We start from the raw sequence: 18,510 nt of genomic DNA, 5'->3' as shown, positions 1-18,510 counted from the left end.
TTTCTGCTTGTTGAATAGATCTCTGGTCCATGACGAAAACAAGCGTTGTTCCCGATCCTGCTCGAAGACTGGCGGCTGTGCTGGCTTTCAGCCTGCTGTTGCCGGTTGCCAAGGCATCCGCCGATATGAGCGACTGGGCGGAGAACGAAGGCGGGCGGATGCGCATCATCGCGCTTGCTCCGGAAGCAGACGGCACCGTGCGCGGCGCGCTGCAGATCGAGCCCAAGGCGGGCTGGATGACCTATTGGAAGGAGCCGGGACAGGCGGGCATTCCCCCACAAGTGACCTTTGCGCCCGCGAGCGGCGTGCGTCTGACAGAGATGCGGTTTCCCGTTCCGAAGGTCTTTGACGAGGATGGCGTGCGCGACATCGGCTACGACCACGCCGTCACCCTTCCCTTCACGTTGAAGGCCGAGCCCGGCAAAGTCCCCTTGCAATTGACCGCGGCCGCCTTCGTGGGGCTCTGCCGCAATATCTGCATTCCCTTCCAGGCGGAATTCCGCCTGCCGATTTCCACGCCTGACCCCTCCTCCGAGGAAGAAGCGCGCCTGTTGCAAGCAGCAAGCCAGACCCTCCCCGAAGCCCCTTCGACAGACTTCACCGTAGCCGATCATGCGCTCTCGGATGACCGCAAGCTGCTCAAGCTTTCGCTGAAGCTGCCAGCCGGCCAGACCGGGGCGCAGATCTATGTCGTGGGACCACAGGGGCATGTGCTTGTCGAACGGCAGAAAGCGGAACAGAAGGGCGATCTGTTGACGGTGGAAATGCCGGTTCCAAAGCTTCCCGCGCGTTATGAGCCCAAAGGCAAGCGGTGGGATATTCTTGTTGTGGCCGGCAGCCGCGCCATGGAAAGCTCGCTTGCCTTCGAATGATCCCGCTCTATAGTCGCGCGGCAAACGCGCTTGCGCGAGCCCCATTTGCATCAGCCAATTTTCAAACCTGAGGAGACGAAGATGACAATTTCCGTCGGCGACAAGCTGCCCGAAGCCAAGTTCAAGGAAAAGACCGCAGACGGCCCGGTCGAGGTTTCGACCAAGGACATCTTCTCCGGAAAAAAGGTGGTGCTGTTCGCCGTGCCCGGCGCCTTTACGCCCACCTGCACGCTCAACCACCTGCCCGGCTACCTCGAAAACCGCGACGCACTGCTCGCCAAGGGCGTGGACGACCTCGCAGTCCTTTCCGTGAACGACTGGCACGTGATGGGTGCCTGGGCTGAAAAGTCCGGCGGCATGGGCAAGATCCACTTCCTCGCCGACTGGGATGCAGGTTTCACCAAGGCGCTCGGCCTCGACATGGATCTGTCCGCCGGTGGCCTCGGCGTACGCTCCAAGCGTTACTCCATGCTGGTCGAAGACGGCGTGGTGAAGTCGATCAACATCGAGGAAAACCCGGGTCAGGCGACCGTATCCGGCGCCGAACACATGCTGACTCTGGTCTGAGTTCCGACCACATGTGATGATGCGAAAGCGGTCCTTCGGGGCCGCTTTTTGTATTTAAGAATTTACCGGAATTCAATCCTAGATTTTATGCCAGAAATTTTACCTAGGAAAGGTTGAGGCAAGCTTATGATATACAATCTCCAGCATTAGCAGGAGGTAACAATGACAACCATAGGCACAAATACATATTCTGATGCGGCAACGCGCTATGCTGCCGCCTCGCAGCTCACGATCAAGGCGGATGGCGGTGCCCAAGACTTCTCTTCCTTGGAGGAGGACGGCAATCAATCTGCGACGCGCAAAAGCAACCCGACGGTCGACAGCCTGCCGTCAAAGGTGATGGTCAATTTGGGTGGCAAGCTGCTGGAACTGGATGGTTATTCCTTTAAAATCGGATACTTGACCGTCAAGGAAGTTAACATCTCGGCACTCCCCGAAAGCGAATATCAGGATTTTCTGGCCGCTTCGAAGGCACTGATTACCGGGAAACAGGATGGATTGGAACATGACTACACCACAGTCATCCCGGCAGATGTTTCTAACGACCCGCGGGTGAAGCCTTACGCCACTGTTACGGTTGCCGGAAAGGGTATCGTGCGCATTGACAACCAAGGCGTCGTCGGGGCGGAGAACGATGCACTCGGCCGGATCCTTACCGCTATGTTCGCGAACGACACGAGCACGTTGAGCGGACCAGATGCCGCAGAATATCGGGCGAAGAAGATTGCCCAGCTGCTGGGTGGCACGATTGAGAAAGCCAAGACGGCAATCACGCAAAAGGTCTTCGAAAGCTTGCCGCCGCTTGAGGACAAGAAGATCGTCGATACGGAAGGCATGAAGAAAGATCCCCGTTATCAGGAGATTGAGCGACTTCAGTCCAATTACGAAGAGGTCGTCGCCAAGCGTGCCCAGTATCTGGCAGGCAAGGGGAACTGATTGGGGGCGTAACGCTCCGCCCCTACACCCCCGCCAGCAGGCGGAACGCGATCAGCCCCATGATGGCAGCAATCGCCGCTTCCAGAATGCGCCAGGCGGCGGGGTTGGAAAACAGGGGCCGAAGTTTTGTCGCGCCATAGCCCAGCGCGAAGAAGAACAGGAACGAGCCTGAGGCGGCGCCGCTGGCAAATTCCGCACGGTGGCCCGGAAACTGGTTGGAGATGCTGCCAAGCAGCACCACCGTATCCAGATAGACGCCCGGATTGAGATAGGTCAGCGCCAGGCAGGTGGCCATGGTCTTGCCGAAGCTTGCGGGCGGAGCCCCCTCCACATCAAGCGCACTTGCGGATTTCAGCGCCGAGCGCAGGCTTCTTGCCCCATACCAGATGAGGAAGGCCGCACCACCATAGCGCATGACGGGATCCAGCCAGGGCAGAAGGGTGACGATCTGCTTCAGGCTGGTAACGCCGAGGATGATGAGGAGGGCATCCGAAAGCGCGCAGGTCAGGCAGACCGCAAAGATATACTCGCCCTTCAGCCCCTGACGGAGAATGAAGGCGTTCTGCGCGCCGATGGCCACGATGAGGCTGAGGCTCATCATCATGCCGGTGAAGAAAGTTGAAATGTGCATATGCCCGAAATTCACCTGTGATCCCGCAGAGGCAGTAGTCACCCAGCGCGGATTAGGCTAGTTAAACCTGCTTACTCTGATTAAGGCTGACTAATCCGTGCTTGACTATTCCGCACTTCGTTTCGTGCAGGCTGTCGTGCAATCCGGCAGCTTCGAGAAGGCCGCCGTTCTTTTGAACGTGACGCCCTCGGCGGTCTCGCAACGCGTCAAGCAGCTGGAAGAGCGGCTCGGCGCCGTGCTGATCGTGCGCGGTAACCCCTGCACTGCCACGGAGAAGGGAGACTGGCTGTGCCGGCACATGGAGAATGTCGGCATGCTGGAGCGCGAACTGCTCGAGCATCTGCCATCGCTTGCCGATCCGCGCGGGCCGGAACACCGGGTCACGCTGCAGGTCGCCACCAATGCCGACAGTCTCGGCACCTGGTTCCTGGATGCCGCAGCGGCCTTTTCGAAACAGTCCCCATACCTGCTGAACATCGCCGTTGACGATGAGGACCATACCGCCGAATGGCTGCAGCGCGGCCGGGTGATTGCCGCCGTCACCAGCACGGAAAAGCCTGTCGCGGGCTGCCGCCGCTACTCACTCGGTGCCTTGCGCTATCACGCGACGGCAAGCCCGGACTTCGTGGACCGCTACTTTCCCGACGGCGTGACGGCGGACGCGCTGGCGAAGGCACCCTGCCTGACCTTCAGCCAGAAGGATCGCCTGCAGCGCGACTGGATGCGCCTAACCTTTGGCGCGGACATCCAATCCCCCAGCCATTGGTTGCCTTCGACGCAAGCCTTTCTGGATGCGAGCCTTGCCGGCATGGCCTGGGGCATGAACCCGGAGCCACTGACGAGACCGCATCTGCACTCCGGCGCGCTGGTGGAACTGGTCGCCAATTCGCCGCTGGATGTGGCGCTCTACTGGCAGATCAACCGGCTGGCGACGGATCGGCTGGCCGACCTCACCCGTTCAGTAACGGAAGCGGCAAAACGGGTGCTGATCTGACAACTACCGCCAAATGATAGGCCGTCGCACGGTCGCCGGATTGCCCGTGGCCAGCATGCCCGGCGGCACATCCCGCGTCACGACGGAACCCGCACCGATGACCGCGCCATCGCCGATTGTGACACCCTTCAGAATGATGCAACGCATACCGATCCAGACGTGGTTGCCGATCTGGATCGGCTTGCGATCCGGCCTACCTTCAATGTCATGGCCGTCCCAGTCGCGGATAATGGTCTGGTCGGCGATTGCCACGCCATCACCGATCTCAATGGAAAGGCCGCAGGAAATCCAGACGCGGGGCGACGCATAGCCGCTGCCGAGCGAGAGTCTTGCGCCCGCCTGCACGCCGATCGTGCCGCCGTGATGCAGATAGAAGGTGTCTCGCATCTCGATCTCGGCACCCTTGGCCACCAGAACCTGCGCCGGCTCGGTCAGCACGCCCGGCCAGGCCTCGCCCGCCACCAACAGACCCGGGCCGGACAACGTGCCTTCCACGCGGGCCTGGGCGCGGTTCCTGAGTTGCAGCTGTGAGGGCGTGGCGCCCAGCTTTCGGCTGACTTTGGCAAGGTAGCGATGCAGCACAGTGTTCTCCTTGTCGCAAAAACCCGTACGCATATAGGGCTGAGCTTGCCGCCGCCCACCGGCGTTCATGAGGAGGTCGCGGCGAAGCTGCGGGTGGGGAGTGACGGGCAGGTTCCAAATCGATGTTATACGAACTTCATTACCCCCCTCTGCCCTGCCGGGCATCTCCCCCACAAGGGGGGAGATCGACTCGTGGCTCCCTCTCGATCCGCTTTGGAGGTTGTGAGTTATCTGGCTTTCTCCACATGAGCTAAATGAATGAGCGGGTAGCCGCTCTGCTGATCTCCCCCCTTGTGGGGGAGATGCCCGGCAGGGCAGAGGGGGGTGAAAGTATGTGCGAGAACATCCTCTCTCGGCACCGACCTTCATATTAACCGACGCACGCAAATCAAAGCACCGCCCGGCTTTGTCACCAGCCCGAAATAACCTCTGCCTTTCTTTCGCCACTTTGTTATAACGTTACTAATCGTAACAACATAACATTACATGGTCGCCGTATGCGTAGTCCCACTTACCCCTTCAGCCTGATGCGCTATTCCGCGCTCCTGCGCGTCTGCGTGGTCGCGGCATGCCTTGTCGGGCTGTGGCAGGCGATCGAATGGGCGGCCAGCCTGCCATGAGCAGTGGTGGCATTGATCTGACCAATGTGACGATCACCTATGATCGCCACCCGGCCGTGCATCATCTCTCGGGTCGCATTGAAGCCGGCAGCTTGACGGCGATTGCCGGGCCAAACGGGGCTGGAAAGTCCACACTGCTGAAGGCCATCATGGGCGAGCTGAAGCCCGCGGAAGGCAAGATCATCAAGGGCTTCACTGCCAGCGATATCGGCTATCTGCCACAAGCGGCCGAGATCAACCGTCGCTTTCCGATCAGCGTGCTCGATACAGTCATGCTGGGCGCCTGGAAGCGCAGCGGCGCCTTCCGCGCCGTTGGGCGGCAGGATATGATCAAGGCTGGAGATGCATTGTCAGCCGTCGGGCTGGAAGGCTTCGAAAGACGCCCCGTCGGTTCGCTGTCCGCAGGCCAGTTCCAGCGCGTTCTGTTTGCCCGCCTGCTCTTGCAGGATGCGCCGCTGATCCTGCTGGACGAGCCCTTTACCGCGATCGATGCCCGCACCACGCGCGACCTCATCGATATTGTCTGCCGCTGGCACGGCGAAGGCCGCACGGTTGTCGCCGTGCTGCATGATTTCGATCAGGTGCGGGCGCATTTCCCGCAAACCCTGCTGATTGCTCGCGAACTGATCGCCTGGGGGCGGACGGAAGAAGCACTGTCGCCCGCCAATCTCTTGACGGCCCGCGCCATGGCCGAGCGCTGGGATGAGAACGCCGCCATCTGCGAGCCGGCCGCATGAGCGCCTATGATCTCCTCATCGCGCCGTTTCAGGATTACGGCTTCATGCGCCGCGCGCTGGTGGCCTGCCTGTGTCTGGCGCTCGGTGCCGGGCCGATGGGCGTGTTCCTGATGATGCGCCGCATGAGCCTGATGGGCGATGCGCTGAGCCATGCGGTGCTGCCGGGGGCTGCCATCGGTTACCTCATCGCAGGCTCGCTGTCGCTGACGGCCATGGGCCTTGGCGGGCTGGTGGCGGGCCTCTCGGTCGCGCTTCTCTCCGGCCTCGTCAGCCGCGCTACCGTTTTGCAGGAGGATGCGAGCTTTGCCAGCTTCTACCTCACCTCACTGGCGCTCGGCGTGCTGATCGTTTCCTTGCGCGGCTCCAATATCGACCTCCTGCATGTGCTGTTCGGCACCATCCTTGCCATCGACAACGAGGCGCTGACACTGATCGGCGGCATCACCTCGATCACGCTGGTGGCGCTTGCGGTCATCTATCGCCCGCTGGTGGCTGAATGTTTCGACCCCGGCTTCCTGCGGGCCGTCGGCGGTCGCGGTCCGCTCTATCACGTCGCTTTCCTGCTGCTGGTCGTGCTGAACCTGGTCGCCAGCTTTCAGGCGCTCGGCACGCTGATGGCGGTCGGGCTGATGATGCTGCCGGCGGCGATCGCACAGCTGTGGGCGCGAACGCTGCCCGGCATGCTGGCGGTGTCTGCCGGAACCGCCTTTGCCAGCGGCTATATCGGCCTCATCGCCTCCTATCATCTGGAGCTGGCTTCGGGCCCGACCATCATCATCACGGCCTCCATCTTCTACGGCCTGTCCATCCTGGTCGGACCGGCTGGCATTGCCCGCAAATACTTTCCCCGTCCGCATCTGACGGGCTGAACTTTAACCCAAGGAGAACTATCCATGTTGCTTCGCACCTTGCTGCTGACCGGCGCCGCCTTTGCAGGGCTTGCCGCGTCTGCTTCCGCCGCAGACCTGAAGGCCGTCGCCTCCTTCACCGTGCTTGCCGACATCGTCCATCACGTCGGCGGTGACAAGGTCACCGTCACCAGCCTCGTCGGACCTGATGGCGACCCCCATGAATTCGAACCGACGCCCGCCAATGCCAAGGCGCTGAAGGCAGCCGACATCACCTTCGTCAGCGGTCTTGGCCTGGAAGGCTGGATGGATCGCCTGATTTCCGCTTCCGGCTACAAGGGCAAACCGGTCGTCGCCTCCGAAGGCATCAGCACCCGCACCATGGAAGAGGACGGCAAGACCGTGACCGATCCGCATGTGTGGAACAGCCCGGTCAATGTGAAGGTCTGGGTTGCCAATGTGGAGAAGGCACTTTCCGCAGCCGATCCGGCTGACGCCGCCACCTTCAAGGCCAATGCCGAAGCCTATAGCAAGAAGCTGGACGAGCTGAATGCCTATGCGCACCAGAAGTTCGACAGAATAGCCGAAGACCGCCGCAAGGTGCTGACCAGCCACGACGCCTTTGGCTATCTCGGCCGCGAATACAAGATCACCTTCCTGTCGCCGCTCGGCATTTCCACGGAGACGGAAGCCTCTGCCGGCGACGTGTCCAAGCTGATCGAGCAGATCAAGACGGAGAAGGTGAAGACCTACTTCTTCGAAAACTCCAACGATCCGCGTCTGGTCAAGCAGGTGGCGAAGGCAACCGGCGCGCAGCCGGGCGGCGAGCTTTACGTGGAATCGCTCTCCAAGGCCAAGGGCCCGGCGCCGACCTATGAGAAGATGTTCCGCTACAACGTGGACCAGCTGGCGACGGCCATGGAAAAATCCAGCTAAGCTGGGTTCCTGCAGGACCCGGTTACCCCACCCCATCCCGGCCGGGTCCTGCTTCTTTTTGTATAATCCTATCAAAATCCAATCCGCGCCAGATCGTCGAAAGGCGGCGGCACCGGCATTCGCCGGTTTCCGCTCCCCATCTGCGTCAACATGGCCGATGTCGCCCGCAACGGTTTAGGCGTAGGGCTCCCTCACGATAGACAAACGTCAAGTGAAAGCCATGGCCAATTCGGATTTCTGGGACTGGTTCCCGATCGTCTTCTTCCCGCTCAAGATCATCGTGCTCGGCATTGGCATGTACTACGCCATCAAATGGCATCGGGACCAGGCGAAGAAGGAAAAGGAAACCAGCGGACGGTGAGCACTGGCCAGTCAGAGAATGGCTGATTTCGCCAAGCGGACCCGCAAATTCCCCACCTCCCCTTGATGGGGAGGTCGGCGCGAACAGCGCCGGGCGGGGTGACAATGCAGACTTCCCAAGGAAATTCACTGAATTTACCGAGGTAAAGTCGATGAAGTTCATTATCGGCGGTAGCGAGTGATAGGAATCGATGGGTTAATCACCCCACCCGCAGCTTCGCAGCGACCTCCCCATCAAGGGGAGGTGGGGAGGTCGCTGCACCGCCTTGGCCAGATGAGGACCAAGGATGCGGCTGCTTCATGCCCCTCACCCTTGATTAAGAGACCGCTACCTACCTCACACTTCCAGATCAAAAACCAGAAGGCCAGAGAGCCCGCCGTCGCAGGCGGCAACGATCTTCTCGCCCACCTTCACATGGTCCGGGTGGACGAGATAGGCGTCACGCGCCTCCGCCGTCTCGAAGGTCACGACGAAGCCATCATGGAAGCCGCCGCTCAAGCCTTCCGGCGAAACATTCGGGCCGGTCTTGATGCTTAGGATACCGCCGATCAGGTTTTGCAGGTTCACGACCGCATCGAACAGGGCCTGTTTATCATCCGGTTGCACGGAAGCTTTCAGGCGCATCAGCACGCAATGCAGGATCATGGGCGGTTTCCTCGGTTTGATTGTTATGATTGGCTTGAGTTCTATCAGCGCTTCTTGAACGGCTCCATGCCTAACCGGGCCAGTTCATCGGCCCGCTCGTTTTCCGGATGGCCAGCATGGCCCTTGACCCAGTGCCATTTGACCTTGTGGCGCTGGTTGGCGGCGTCGAGTTGCTGCCACAGTTCGCCATTCTTCACCGGCTTCTTGTCGGCGGTCTTCCAGCCGTTTTTCTTCCAGCCGAAAATCCACTTGGAAATGCCGTCCATCACATATTTGCTGTCGGTGTGCAGATCCACCTCGCATGGCGTCTTCAGCGCATTCAGCGCCGTGATGGCTGCCAGCAACTCCATGCGGTTGTTGGTGGTATCAGCCTCGCCTCCGAACAATTCCTTTTCGGTTTCGCCATAGCGCAGGATGGCGCCCCAGCCGCCCGGACCCGGATTGCCGGAACAGGCGCCGTCGGTAAAGATCTCGACATGCTTCATGCCGGCACCTCAAGACCGTATTCGCTGGGCGAAACGATCGCACGGTGGAAGCGCAGCTTACGCAGATACTCCAGCGGGTCCTTCTTCACCACAAGCGCGCCTTCCGGCGTGGTCAGCCAGTCATAGAGGCGGGTCAGGAAGAAACGCAGCGCCGAGCCGCGCGCGAGGATTGGCAGGGCCGCCGTTTCCGCCTCAGACAGAGGCCTGACAGACTGGTAGCCCGCAAGCATCGCCGCACCCTTGGCGAAATTATAGGAGCCATCCGGCTGAAAGCACCAGGCATTCAGGCAGATCGCCACGTCATAGGCCAGCATGTCGTTGCAGGCGAAGTAGAAATCGATGAGGCCGGACAGCGTGTCGCCGAGGAAGAAGACATTGTCCTGGAAGAGATCGGCATGGATAACGCCGGTCGGCAGAGCCTTGGGCCAATGGCCGGAGAGATAGTCCAGCTCCTCGGCAATCTCAGCCTCCAGCCCTTCCAGCACTTCATCGGCGCGCGGTGCGGCCTTGGCCCAGAGCTCCACCCAGCCATCGAGTGACAGCGCATTCGGGCGGCGGATGGCGAAATCCTGCGCAGCGAGATGCAACTGCGCAAGCGCCTGGCCCACCTGCCCGCAATGGGCCGCTTCCGGCTTTCTCAGCCACATGCCTTCCAGAAAGGAAATGAGCGCTGCGGGACGCCCCGAAAGCTCGCCCGTCAGCTTTCCATCATGGCGCGGCAAAGGCAGCGGGCAGGAAAGGCCCCGCTCCGCCAGATGCTGCATCAGACCCAGAAAGAACGGCAGATCGCCCGCATCCACCCGCTTTTCATAGAGCGTCAGGATCAGCGGATCCTTCGTCGTGTGCAGGAGGAAATTGGAATTTTCCACGCCTTCGGCAATGCCTTTGTAAGAGGTCAGCTCGCCCACATCATACTGGGTCAGGAAATCTCTCAATTCGCCTTCGGTGATATCGGTATAGACGGCCAATGCTTTCAGTCCCGCTCTGGAATACGCTCAAGGCATACACAGGAGGACGGGCGGGTGGCTAGCCCCGCGGATGCGATGGGCACAGGAATTCGGTGCGTAGCAGGCTGGCCGACGAAACTAAAAGATTGCAAAATAGGAGAAAAATGCTCCTATACCGAGCATCAAACAAACAGGGATAATCATGTGGAGCCTGAATTTCCCTTTGAATTTATTATACAAGGCACGCCGGTATCATTTCAGCGCAGCAGCACTGGCGCGAAACAAGAATGGAAGGAGCTTGTTCGATCAGCAAGCCTGGCGAAGCTGCCAGAAATGCATTTCGCAACCGACAAGCCTCTGGCGGTAACGTTGTACTACTATCCTCAAGACCGGATGACTGGCGATATCGATAATATCGTCAAACTCATACTTGATGGCATGATGCCGCATTTATACCGAGATGATGCGCAAATCGAACGCGTTGTGGTACAAAAGTTCGAGAAAGGGCGGATATTTTCGTTCACGGACCCATCAGAGACGCTGGCCGAATGTTTGTTAGGGCCAAAACCAGCAGTGTATGTGCGCGTTTCAAACGATCCATTCGAGGAACTGCAGGCGTGACAATTTCCAGAACAACCGAAGCTGAAATTTTCTCAGCCACCGCAGCCAAACTTGCTGAGCAGGGCTATGATGTGATCGCTGAACCAACAGCCACTCTGCTTCCCGAAGCACTCAAGGCTTTTCGTCCCGACGGAATCGCAATTGGTAAAGACCCCAAACTCGTCATCCAAATTGCCGGTGAAGGTCCGCAATATTCAAAGCGCGTTGCCGATCTGCAAAAAGCGCTCAAAGATCTGACTGGTTGGAAGCTTCATCTTGTTGTTGGTACTGAATTGGCCGCATCTGAAATTCCGACAGCGGATGACGCCAGTATTTTACTCAATATAAATCGCGCAAGAAGACTATTGGAGGACGAACCCGAAGCTGCACTTCTCATCGCGTGGGCAACGTTGGAAGCGATTAGCAGATCCAGAAGACCTGCCGAGTTCGCAAGAGCACAATCACCAGGAAGAATCATTGAGCGACTAGCGAATGAAGGCGTCGTTACAGCATCGGAAGCAAGCTCCCTTCGTGCCATGGCGGTCAAGCGAAACGCATTTATCCACGGGGATTTACAGCAGGCTATAAATGCGGAGGAACTAGCGCGCTTCCTGCAGATAATCGGCAAGCTGATGAACTCTCAAGTGTTACGGACACCACCCGTAAGCGAAGCGATGTGACCGCCAATAATTACCTTCACCCATTCACCCAGGCCATGTCTTCGCGGGTGAGTTCGATATCGCGCAGTTCGCGGTTGACCAGGAAGTGCTCGTTCTCTTCCGCAGTGATCGCCAGTTCAACCCTGGCGTCGAAACGCTCACGGAAGGCTTCGATGATCTCGTCAACGATGACTTCCGGCGCCGAGGCGCCAGCGGAAATACCAAGCGTGCCGATGGCGCCGATCTCATCCCAGTTGATCTCGGAAGCGCGCTGCACCAGAAGCGAACGTGTGGCGCCTGCCCTGAGCGCCACTTCCACCAGCCGCTTGGAGTTCGAAGAATTCGGCGCGCCGACCACGATGAAGAGATCGCAGCCGGGGGCCGCCTGCTTCACCGCTTCCTGCCGATTGGTGGTGGCATAGCAGATGCTGTCGGCAGACGGCGGCGTCAGATTGGGGAAACGCTCCTGCAGCTTGGCAATCACGCCCGCCGTATCATCCACCGAAAGCGTGGTTTGCGTCACGTAACCGAGGTTGTCGGGATCGGCGGGCTGATAGGCCTCCGCATCGGCAATGGTATCGATCAGCGAGACTGTGCCTTCCGGCAATTGGCCCATGGTGCCGATGACTTCCGGATGGCCGGCATGGCCGATCAGGATGACATGGCGGCCTAGCCGCTGGTGGCGCATGGCCTGCTTGTGCACCTTGGAGACCAGCGGACAGGTGGCATCCAGGTAGAAGAGATTGCGCGCCTGCGCATCTTCCGGCACTGATTTCGGCACGCCATGGGCGGAAAACACCACTGGCTGCGACCGATGCTCCTCAGGGATCTCGTTCAACTCCTCGACGAAGACAGCACCCTTGGCCTCCAGCCCTTCCACCACATATCTGTTGTGGACGATCTCGTGGCGGACATAGACCGGTGCGCCATAGGCCTTCAACGCCAGCACCACGATCTGGATGGCGCGATCGACGCCTGCACAGAAGCCGCGCGGGCCACAGAGCCGTATGGTGAGGGGCGGTCGGGTTACAGCAAGGTTCATCAGGTCAGCCAGCCAGGAAAACAGCAATCAGGGCGATCGCGGCCGGAAGAGCCTGGATGACCCAAATCTTCCGGGACGCAGTCAGGCCTCCATATAGGCCAGCGACCACGACGCAGCCAACAAAAAACAATTTGAGCTGGAAAGCGAAGGCCGGTGCCGGATGTAAAAGCGCCCAGATGAGGCCGGCGGCCAGAAAACCGTTATAGAGCCCCTGATTGGCCGCCATCACCTTGGTCATCTCGGCGCGCTCCTGCGTCAGCCCGAAGGCCTTGCGGCCGCGCGGCGTCGTCCAGAGAAACATTTCCAGCACGAGGATGTAGACGTGCTCGAGCGCCACGAGCGCGACGAGAATATTCGCAAGAATTGCCATGGCTGATCTCCTCCAAAGCCCTCTCTTAACGAACGGAACGGGTCAAGTCTTCCCCGCCTCTTGAGGGGTTCTCTTGCGAAACCGCATGCCGATGACGACAGCAACAAGCGCCAGCGCCAGCCCGTACCAGGTGAGCGCATATTGGAGATGGTTGTTCGGCAGATCGAACTGGGTAACACCGCCGCGTGGCAAGCCACCGGGGTTCGTCACCGTTTCATCGGCATCCACGAAAAACGGCAGGACACTGGCGGGATCCAGCTTCGCAGAAGAGATCATGGCATCCATGTCCTTCCAGTAGAAGATGTTCTTCGCCACGTCATTGTCGGGCACCAGCCAGGATGGCTTTTCCGCCAATCGGTCTCGCGCATAGCCGGTCAGCGTCACCTCGCCAGCCACCTGCCCCGCCTGCCGGGTTGCCGCCTCCTTCATGTCATAGGGCACGAAGCCGCGATTGACGAAAAGTACCTGGCCGCTTTCCAGCCTGAGCGGGGTATAGATGTAGAAGCCTGAGCGGCCTTCGAAGGTGGCAAAGAAATGCCGTTCGCGGACATGATCGAAGGTGCCGGTCACGCTGACCCGGCGATATTCCACATCCTCGCCCGCCGCCACGGCCCGTTCCACGTCCACCAGTGGCGCGGGGGCTGCCTTGCGGCGCTCTTCGATCTGGGCAAGCAGACCTTCCTTCCAATGCAGGCGCTCTACCTGCCAGGTGCCGAGCGAGATCAGGATGGCAAGCGCTGCCAGCACCACAACCGCGGTCGCAATGGCCTTTTCCCGGGAGGCTTTCAGCGCCTCAGCCACGATCGATCCGCCCCTCCTGGGCGCTGTGCCGGTATTGAAGGGAAATCAGAACGCCCTTCAGCCAGCGCAGAGAGGCAAGGCTGACGATAATCGCGAAAGGAGCGGTGACGAGAAAATGCAACCAGACGGGCGGATGAAAGGTGAATTCAAGCCAGAGCGCGAAGCCGACAATGACGAAGCCGAGGATCAGCATCACGAAGACCGCCGGCCCATCGCCGGCATCCGCAAAGGAAAAATCGAGCCCACAGGCACTGCAGGATGGCTTGACCTTCAAAAGCCCATCAAAGAGATGCCCTTCTCCGCAGCGGGGGCAGCGTCCCCTCAGCCCCGTGCTGATTGCATCCTGCGGGGGAAAGCGGGCCTCATCTTCTGTCATGGCGTTTCTTCCAGCTTGAACGGAAAAGGGCGGCCTTTGGCCGCCCTCCAATTTGCGTCGGCCGATTTAGCCGTGGGCGAGCGGCGCACCCCAGCCGCCCCAGATGTAGACGGCAAAGAACAAGAACAGCCAGACCACGTCCACGAAGTGCCAGTACCAGGCGGCCGCTTCAAAGCCGAAATGCTTCTGCGGCGTGAAGCCGCCATTGATGGCGCGCAGCAGGCAGACGATCAGGAAGATCGTGCCGACCAGAACGTGGAAGCCATGGAAGCCGGTCGCCATGAAGAAGGTTGCGCCGTAGATGGAGCTTTTGAAGGCGAACGGCGCATGGGCGTATTCGTAAGCCTGGACGAAGGAGAACAGCACGCCGAGCGCCACCGTCAGCGCCAAACCGTTGATGAGGCCCTTTCGGTCGTTGTGCAGCAGCGCGTGGTGCGCCCAGGTAACACAGGTACCGGACAGAAGCAGGATGATGGTGTTGTAGATCGGCAGATGCCAGGGATCGAGAACTTCGATACCCTTCGGCGGCCACTGTCCGCCGGTAAACTGCACGCGCGAGGCCTGGATCGCCTCGTTGGAAAAGAGGCTCGCATCGAAGAAGGCCCAGAACCATGCGACGAAGAACATCACTTCCGAAGCGATGAACATGATCATGCCGTAGCGCAGATGCAGCGACACGACGCGGGTGTGGTTGCCCTCGCGACCTTCCTTGATCGTATCCGACCACCAGCCGATCATGACGTAGATGGTAATGGCAAGGCCGATGAAAAACAGCCAGGGTGTAGCGATGTTGACGCCAGCAATCTTGAACTCGCCACCATGCAGGTAACGCATGTAGCCCACGCCGCCGAAGGTGAGAAAAAAGGCACCGATGGAGGCGAGCAGCGGCCACGGGCTTGGATCGATAATGTGGTAGTCGTGCTTCTTCTGATGCGTCTCGGCCATGTCAGCAGTCCCCGGTTTGTCTCCTCAGCTCATCCGCAGGCCACGGATAAGCCCTCTCTCACAACTTGCTTTTCACGTCCTGCGCAGCGCTGGACAGGCCCGCAACGGGCTTGGCCTTGGGCTGGCTGGGATAGAAGGTATAGGACAAGGTAATCGTCCTGATATTCTTGGTTTCTTCCGCCTTGGTGATGTCAGGATCGACGAAGAAAACGACCGGCATATCCAGCGTCTGGCCCGGCTGTAGCGTCGTTTCAGTAAAGCAGAAGCACTGCACCTTGTTGAAATAGACCGCCGCTTCCATGGGCGTGACGTTGAAGACGGCAGACCCCGTTGTCGGCACATTCGACTTGTTCGTCGCGGTAAATTTCACCTGCACCGTCTCACCGATGCGCGGCTGAACGAAAGGATCATCCGGCTTGAAGTTCCAGTTCAGGCCTGACGATGTGTTGGCATCGAAGGTGACCTTGATCTTCTGGTCCAGAATGGTTTCGGAATATTGCTCGGTACGCTGAGTGGTGCCGTTATAGCCCGTCACCTGGCAGAACAGACGGTAAAGCGGCACGGAGGCGTAAGCCGCACCCACCATGCACGCCACGAACACGACGCAACCGGCCATGATGCCGCCATTGCTGACCCGCTTCGTTCCCGTCTTTTCCGCTCCCATCGCTTGGCTCCTCCTCAAGCGCCGATCAATGGCTGGTAAACTTGATGATGGTGACCACGTAGAAGATCAGCACCAGGCCGGCCAGTACGAGGCCAAGGGCGATGTTGCGCCCTCGTCTGGATTTCTTCTGTGCCTCGTTTGGCTTCATCGTCTCGATCACGCTCACGCTCCCACGAAGGCAAACAGAGCGCGACCGAAATGGTCGACCAGAAAGGCCGAGAAGATCGCAAAGAGATAGAAAACCGAGTAGGCGAACATCTGCTTCGCCTGGACCATTTTCTCATCGCCGTCGGCCATTCGCCAGACGGCGATGGAACAGCCCACGAAGAGCGCGCCGAGCACTGCGGCAAAGATGCCGTAGGCCGTTCCGGCCAGGCCGGTCATCGTAGGCAGCACGCCGCAGACGGCCGTCAGAACCGCATAAACGACGATCTGGTGTTTGGTGGAACGCTCGCCGGCCACATTCGGCATCATCGGCACACCGACGGAGCCGTAATCGCGCATCTTGAACAGCGCCAGCGCCCAGAAATGGGCAGGCGTCCAGAGGAAGATGATGGAAAAGAGAAGTATGCTGTCCAGCGATAGGCCGCCCGTCACGCAGGCCCAGCCGATCATCGGCGGGAAAGCGCCGGACGCACCGCCGATGACGATGTTCTGCGGCGTCGAGCGCTTCAGCCACATCGTATAGACGACCGCGTAGAAGAAGATAGTGAAGGCCAGCAGGCCTGCTGCAAACCAGTTGATCGCAAGGCCAAGAATTGCAACGGAAAAGGTCGAGAGCGTCAGGCCGAAGGCCAGCGCCTCTCCCGGTGTAACGCGACCAGCCGGGATCGGACGGCGGGCCGTCCGGCTCATCACCGCATCGATATCCGCATCATACCACATGTTGAGGGCACCGGACGCACCCGCGCCGACCGCAATACAGAGGATGGCGATGGCACCCAACACCGGGTTGATATGCCCCGGCGCAAGCACAAGACCGACGAAGGCCGTGAAGACCACAAGCGACATGACGCGCGGCTTGAGGAGTTCGAAGAAATCACGCGCGCCTGCTTCCGACAGCCGGGCGCCCTGATCTTCCCCTACTCCCATGTTGTGATCGATTGCGGTCATGCGAAGTCCTGACTGAGTACATTTTGAGGATCGACGCGGCCTTGATCAGACCGCGTCAATCATGGGTAACTTACTTGATGCGGGGCAGTTCTTCCCACTGGTGGTAGGGCGGCGGCGAGGACAGCTGCCATTCCAGCGTCGTTGCACCCTCGCCCCACGGATTGTCACCGGCAATGCGCTTCTTGGCGAAGGCTTCCCAGATGCTGACGAGGAAGATGATAACGCCGACGAAGGAGATGTAGGAGCCGATGGAGGAGACATAGTTCCAACCGGCAAATGCATCCGGATAGTCGATATAACGGCGCGGCATGCCTGCCAGACCAAGGAAGTGCTGCGGGAAGAAGACCATGTTGACGCCGACGAACATGACCCAGAAGTGCAGCTTGCCCAGGAATTCCGAGTACATGTAGCCGGTCATCTTCGGGAACCAGTAGTACCAGGCAGCGAAGATGGCGAAGACAGCGCCGAGCGACAGCACATAGTGGAAGTGGGCGATGACGTAATAGGTGTCATGCAGCGAGCGGTCGAGACCGGCATTGGCGAGCTGCACGCCCGTCACACCACCGACCGTGAACAGGAAGATGAAGCCGATCGCCCAGACCATCGGCGTGCGGAAGGTAAGCGAGCCACCCCACATCGTCGCAATCCAGGAGAAGATCTTCACGCCCGTCGGAACAGCGATGACCATGGTGGCGAATACAAAGTAGCGCTGCGCATCGAGCGACAGGCCGACCGTGTACATGTGGTGCGCCCAGACGACGAAGCCGACGGCACCGATGGCGACCATGGCATAGGCCATGCCGAGATAACCGAAGACCGGCTTCTTGGAGAAGGTCGAGATGATGTGGCTGATGATGCCGAAGCCCGGCAGGATCAGGATGTAGACTTCCGGATGGCCGAAGAACCAGAACAGGTGCTGGTAGAGTACCGGATCACCACCGCCTTCCGGTGCGAAGAAGGTCGTGCCGAAGTTACGGTCCGTCAGCAGCATGGTGATGCCGCCCGCCAGAACCGGCAGGGACAAGAGCAGCAGGAAGGCCGTGACCAGCACTGCCCAGGCAAACAGCGGCATCTTGTGCAGCGTCATGCCCGGTGCGCGCATGTTGAGGATGGTGGTGATGAAGTTGATCGCGCCGAGGATGGACGAAGCGCCTGAGACGTGCAGCGCAAAGATCGCGAGATCGACGGCCGGACCCGGATGGCCGACCAGCGTCGAGAGCGGCGGATAGAGCGTCCAGGCCGTACCGGCGCCATAGCCGCCGGCCGGACCGTCGACGAACATCGACAGGATCAAAAGCAGGAAGGCCGGCACGATTAGCCAGAAGGAGATGTTGTTGAGACGCGGAAACGCCATATCCGGTGCGCCGATCATGATCGGGATCATCCAGTTGGCGAAGCCGCCGATCAGCGCGGGCATGACCATGAAGAAGATCATGATCAGGCCATGGGCCGTCGTGAAAACGTTGTAGAGCTGCTTGCCGCCATCAATGGCCGCATCGCCCTGGTAGCCGTAGACCATGGAGGCCAGACCATGGAAGATCTGGATGCCAGGCTCCTGCAATTCCATGCGGATGGCGACCGAGAGCAGGCCGCCGACGATACCGGCAAAGATCGCGAAGATCAGGTAGAGTGTGCCGATATCCTTGTGGTTGGTCGAAAACAGCCAACGGGCGGCAAAGCCCGGCTTGTGATCGTGGTGGTGATCGTCATGCGCGTGCGCCTGATGGGCTGCATGGGCATGATGACCGTCATGTGCGGAATTTCCAGCCATTTTCCCTC

Annotated in this window: 25 protein-coding genes; 11 read left to right on the top strand and 14 right to left on the bottom strand. The window is 59.7% G+C overall.

The window, feature by feature from the left end:
- Positions 1–29: 29 nt before the first annotated feature.
- From Q2T52_RS04370 to Q2T52_RS04360, 3 genes are all read left to right on the top strand, one after another.
- Positions 30–872, top strand: a complete 843-nt coding sequence (locus tag Q2T52_RS04370; RefSeq protein WP_302075438.1) for a protein-disulfide reductase DsbD domain-containing protein — start codon at positions 30–32, stop codon at positions 870–872.
- A gap of 81 nt (positions 873–953) precedes the next feature.
- On the top strand, positions 954–1,439 hold the full coding sequence (locus Q2T52_RS04365) for a peroxiredoxin (RefSeq protein WP_302075437.1): 486 nt from the start codon (positions 954–956) through the stop codon (positions 1,437–1,439).
- Between the two features lie 162 nt (positions 1,440–1,601).
- Complete coding sequence (locus Q2T52_RS04360) at positions 1,602–2,375, top strand: hypothetical protein (protein WP_302075436.1); 774 nt, start codon at positions 1,602–1,604, stop codon at positions 2,373–2,375.
- A 22-nt stretch (positions 2,376–2,397) separates the two neighbouring features.
- Here the strand turns inward: Q2T52_RS04360 and Q2T52_RS04355 are convergent, their stop codons facing one another.
- Positions 2,398–3,006, bottom strand: a complete 609-nt coding sequence (locus Q2T52_RS04355) for a LysE/ArgO family amino acid transporter (RefSeq protein WP_302075435.1) — start codon at positions 3,004–3,006, stop codon at positions 2,398–2,400.
- 97 nt (positions 3,007–3,103) lie between these two features.
- Here Q2T52_RS04355 and Q2T52_RS04350 point away from each other — a divergent pair, with 97 nt between their 5' ends.
- On the top strand, positions 3,104–4,000 hold the full coding sequence (locus tag Q2T52_RS04350; protein WP_302075434.1) for a LysR family transcriptional regulator ArgP: 897 nt from the start codon (positions 3,104–3,106) through the stop codon (positions 3,998–4,000).
- Positions 4,001–4,003: 3 nt separating this feature from the next.
- Here the strand turns inward: Q2T52_RS04350 and Q2T52_RS04345 are convergent, their stop codons facing one another.
- Positions 4,004–4,582 (bottom strand): acyltransferase, encoded by a 579-nt coding sequence (locus tag Q2T52_RS04345; protein WP_302075433.1) that lies wholly within the window; start codon positions 4,580–4,582, stop codon positions 4,004–4,006.
- A gap of 497 nt (positions 4,583–5,079) precedes the next feature.
- Here Q2T52_RS04345 and Q2T52_RS04340 point away from each other — a divergent pair, with 497 nt between their 5' ends.
- From Q2T52_RS04340 to Q2T52_RS04320, 5 genes are all read left to right on the top strand, one after another.
- Entirely contained in the window at positions 5,080–5,202 is a 123-nt protein-coding gene (locus Q2T52_RS04340; RefSeq protein WP_302075432.1) for a hypothetical protein, read from the top strand.
- Positions 5,181–5,939 carry a metal ABC transporter ATP-binding protein gene (locus tag Q2T52_RS04335; protein WP_302075431.1) on the top strand — a complete coding sequence of 253 codons (759 nt, stop codon included), beginning with the start codon at positions 5,181–5,183 and terminating at the stop codon, positions 5,937–5,939. Before Q2T52_RS04340 ends, Q2T52_RS04335 begins: the two co-directional genes overlap by 22 nt.
- Positions 5,936–6,808, top strand: a complete 873-nt coding sequence (locus tag Q2T52_RS04330; protein WP_302075430.1) for a metal ABC transporter permease — start codon at positions 5,936–5,938, stop codon at positions 6,806–6,808. The genes Q2T52_RS04335 and Q2T52_RS04330 overlap by 4 nt, the downstream gene beginning before the upstream one ends.
- Before the next feature lie 24 nt (positions 6,809–6,832).
- On the top strand, positions 6,833–7,723 hold the full coding sequence (locus tag Q2T52_RS04325; protein WP_302075429.1) for a metal ABC transporter substrate-binding protein: 891 nt from the start codon (positions 6,833–6,835) through the stop codon (positions 7,721–7,723).
- A gap of 220 nt (positions 7,724–7,943) precedes the next feature.
- Positions 7,944–8,084 (top strand): hypothetical protein, encoded by a 141-nt coding sequence (locus tag Q2T52_RS04320; RefSeq protein WP_302075428.1) that lies wholly within the window; start codon positions 7,944–7,946, stop codon positions 8,082–8,084.
- Positions 8,085–8,420: 336 nt separating this feature from the next.
- Here Q2T52_RS04320 and Q2T52_RS04315 read toward each other — a convergent pair whose 3' ends face one another.
- The 3 genes from Q2T52_RS04315 to Q2T52_RS04305 are packed head-to-tail and all read right to left on the bottom strand — an operon-like array spanning position 8,421 to position 10,182.
- A complete protein-coding gene (locus tag Q2T52_RS04315; RefSeq protein ID WP_302075427.1) occupies positions 8,421–8,729 on the bottom strand; it encodes a Dabb family protein in 309 nt (102 codons plus the stop codon).
- Between the two features lie 44 nt (positions 8,730–8,773).
- Positions 8,774–9,214, bottom strand: coding sequence for a ribonuclease HI (gene rnhA / locus Q2T52_RS04310; protein WP_302075426.1), 441 nt, complete (start codon positions 9,212–9,214; stop codon positions 8,774–8,776).
- On the bottom strand, positions 9,211–10,182 hold the full coding sequence (locus Q2T52_RS04305; protein ID WP_302075425.1) for a homoserine kinase: 972 nt from the start codon (positions 10,180–10,182) through the stop codon (positions 9,211–9,213). Before Q2T52_RS04305 ends, rnhA begins: the two co-directional genes overlap by 4 nt.
- A 54-nt stretch (positions 10,183–10,236) precedes the next feature.
- Here Q2T52_RS04305 and Q2T52_RS04300 point away from each other — a divergent pair, with 54 nt between their 5' ends.
- Together Q2T52_RS04300 and Q2T52_RS04295 are read left to right on the top strand one after the other, a co-directional pair.
- Entirely contained in the window at positions 10,237–10,782 is a 546-nt protein-coding gene (locus Q2T52_RS04300) for a RusA family crossover junction endodeoxyribonuclease (protein WP_302075424.1), read from the top strand.
- Entirely contained in the window at positions 10,779–11,441 is a 663-nt protein-coding gene (locus Q2T52_RS04295) for a hypothetical protein (protein ID WP_302075423.1), read from the top strand. Before Q2T52_RS04300 ends, Q2T52_RS04295 begins: the two co-directional genes overlap by 4 nt.
- Before the next feature lie 16 nt (positions 11,442–11,457).
- On the opposite strand, the gene ispH is transcribed toward Q2T52_RS04295, so the two are convergent.
- The 9 genes from ispH to ctaD all read right to left on the bottom strand — a co-directional run bounded on the left by ispH (position 11,458) and on the right by ctaD (position 18,502).
- Positions 11,458–12,462, bottom strand: a complete 1,005-nt coding sequence (gene ispH, locus Q2T52_RS04290; protein WP_302075422.1) for a 4-hydroxy-3-methylbut-2-enyl diphosphate reductase — start codon at positions 12,460–12,462, stop codon at positions 11,458–11,460.
- A gap of 4 nt (positions 12,463–12,466) precedes the next feature.
- Positions 12,467–12,832 carry a DUF1304 domain-containing protein gene (locus Q2T52_RS04285; RefSeq protein ID WP_302075421.1) on the bottom strand — a complete coding sequence of 122 codons (366 nt, stop codon included), beginning with the start codon at positions 12,830–12,832 and terminating at the stop codon, positions 12,467–12,469.
- Positions 12,833–12,874: 42 nt separating this feature from the next.
- Complete coding sequence (locus Q2T52_RS04280; protein ID WP_302075420.1) at positions 12,875–13,633, bottom strand: SURF1 family protein; 759 nt, start codon at positions 13,631–13,633, stop codon at positions 12,875–12,877.
- Entirely contained in the window at positions 13,626–14,009 is a 384-nt protein-coding gene (locus tag Q2T52_RS04275; protein WP_302075419.1) for a DUF983 domain-containing protein, read from the bottom strand. The genes Q2T52_RS04280 and Q2T52_RS04275 overlap by 8 nt, the downstream gene beginning before the upstream one ends.
- 66 nt (positions 14,010–14,075) lie before the next feature.
- Positions 14,076–14,954, bottom strand: coding sequence for a cytochrome c oxidase subunit 3 (locus Q2T52_RS04270; protein WP_302075418.1), 879 nt, complete (start codon positions 14,952–14,954; stop codon positions 14,076–14,078).
- 58 nt (positions 14,955–15,012) lie between these two features.
- Complete coding sequence (locus Q2T52_RS04265) at positions 15,013–15,618, bottom strand: cytochrome c oxidase assembly protein (protein ID WP_302075417.1); 606 nt, start codon at positions 15,616–15,618, stop codon at positions 15,013–15,015.
- Between the two features lie 25 nt (positions 15,619–15,643).
- Positions 15,644–15,775: a cytochrome c oxidase system small membrane protein gene (locus tag Q2T52_RS04260; protein WP_495677193.1), complete on the bottom strand. Its 132-nt coding sequence runs from the start codon at positions 15,773–15,775 to the stop codon at positions 15,644–15,646.
- 5 nt (positions 15,776–15,780) lie between these two features.
- Positions 15,781–16,731, bottom strand: a complete 951-nt coding sequence (locus Q2T52_RS04255) for a heme o synthase (protein ID WP_302075416.1) — start codon at positions 16,729–16,731, stop codon at positions 15,781–15,783.
- A gap of 70 nt (positions 16,732–16,801) precedes the next feature.
- Entirely contained in the window at positions 16,802–18,502 is a 1,701-nt protein-coding gene (gene ctaD, locus Q2T52_RS04250) for a cytochrome c oxidase subunit I (RefSeq protein WP_302075415.1), read from the bottom strand.
- Positions 18,503–18,510 lie beyond the last annotated feature (8 nt).

This window comes from Rhizobium oryzicola, from assembly GCF_030504645.1.
GTDB classification, from domain to species: domain Bacteria; phylum Pseudomonadota; class Alphaproteobacteria; order Rhizobiales; family Rhizobiaceae; genus Neorhizobium; species Neorhizobium oryzicola.
This window is presented reverse-complemented; position numbering and strand designations above follow the sequence as displayed.

Excerpts from the sequence above, each read along its gene's own strand:
- Q2T52_RS04355 (WP_302075435.1), bottom strand. The coding sequence starts at position 3,006 with ATGCACATTTCAACTTTCTTCACCGGCATGATGATGAGCCTCAGCCTC.
- Q2T52_RS04315 (WP_302075427.1), bottom strand. The coding sequence starts at position 8,729 with ATGATCCTGCATTGCGTGCTGATGCGCCTGAAAGCTTCCGTGCAACCG.
- Q2T52_RS04270 (WP_302075418.1), bottom strand. The coding sequence starts at position 14,954 with ATGGCCGAGACGCATCAGAAGAAGCACGACTACCACATTATCGATCCA.
- Q2T52_RS04320 (WP_302075428.1), top strand. The coding sequence starts at position 7,944 with ATGGCCAATTCGGATTTCTGGGACTGGTTCCCGATCGTCTTCTTCCCG.
- Q2T52_RS04340 (WP_302075432.1), top strand. The coding sequence starts at position 5,080 with ATGCGTAGTCCCACTTACCCCTTCAGCCTGATGCGCTATTCCGCGCTC.
- Q2T52_RS04265 (WP_302075417.1), bottom strand. The coding sequence starts at position 15,618 with ATGGGAGCGGAAAAGACGGGAACGAAGCGGGTCAGCAATGGCGGCATC.
- Q2T52_RS04255 (WP_302075416.1), bottom strand. The coding sequence starts at position 16,731 with ATGACCGCAATCGATCACAACATGGGAGTAGGGGAAGATCAGGGCGCC.
- Q2T52_RS04325 (WP_302075429.1), top strand. The coding sequence starts at position 6,833 with ATGTTGCTTCGCACCTTGCTGCTGACCGGCGCCGCCTTTGCAGGGCTT.
- Q2T52_RS04365 (WP_302075437.1), top strand. The coding sequence starts at position 954 with ATGACAATTTCCGTCGGCGACAAGCTGCCCGAAGCCAAGTTCAAGGAA.
- ctaD (WP_302075415.1), bottom strand. The coding sequence starts at position 18,502 with ATGGCTGGAAATTCCGCACATGACGGTCATCATGCCCATGCAGCCCAT.
- rnhA (WP_302075426.1), bottom strand. The coding sequence starts at position 9,214 with ATGAAGCATGTCGAGATCTTTACCGACGGCGCCTGTTCCGGCAATCCG.
- Q2T52_RS04330 (WP_302075430.1), top strand. The coding sequence starts at position 5,936 with ATGAGCGCCTATGATCTCCTCATCGCGCCGTTTCAGGATTACGGCTTC.
- ispH (WP_302075422.1), bottom strand. The coding sequence starts at position 12,462 with ATGAACCTTGCTGTAACCCGACCGCCCCTCACCATACGGCTCTGTGGC.
- Q2T52_RS04285 (WP_302075421.1), bottom strand. The coding sequence starts at position 12,832 with ATGGCAATTCTTGCGAATATTCTCGTCGCGCTCGTGGCGCTCGAGCAC.
- Q2T52_RS04360 (WP_302075436.1), top strand. The coding sequence starts at position 1,602 with ATGACAACCATAGGCACAAATACATATTCTGATGCGGCAACGCGCTAT.
- Q2T52_RS04275 (WP_302075419.1), bottom strand. The coding sequence starts at position 14,009 with ATGACAGAAGATGAGGCCCGCTTTCCCCCGCAGGATGCAATCAGCACG.
- Q2T52_RS04335 (WP_302075431.1), top strand. The coding sequence starts at position 5,181 with ATGGGCGGCCAGCCTGCCATGAGCAGTGGTGGCATTGATCTGACCAAT.
- Q2T52_RS04370 (WP_302075438.1), top strand. The coding sequence starts at position 30 with ATGACGAAAACAAGCGTTGTTCCCGATCCTGCTCGAAGACTGGCGGCT.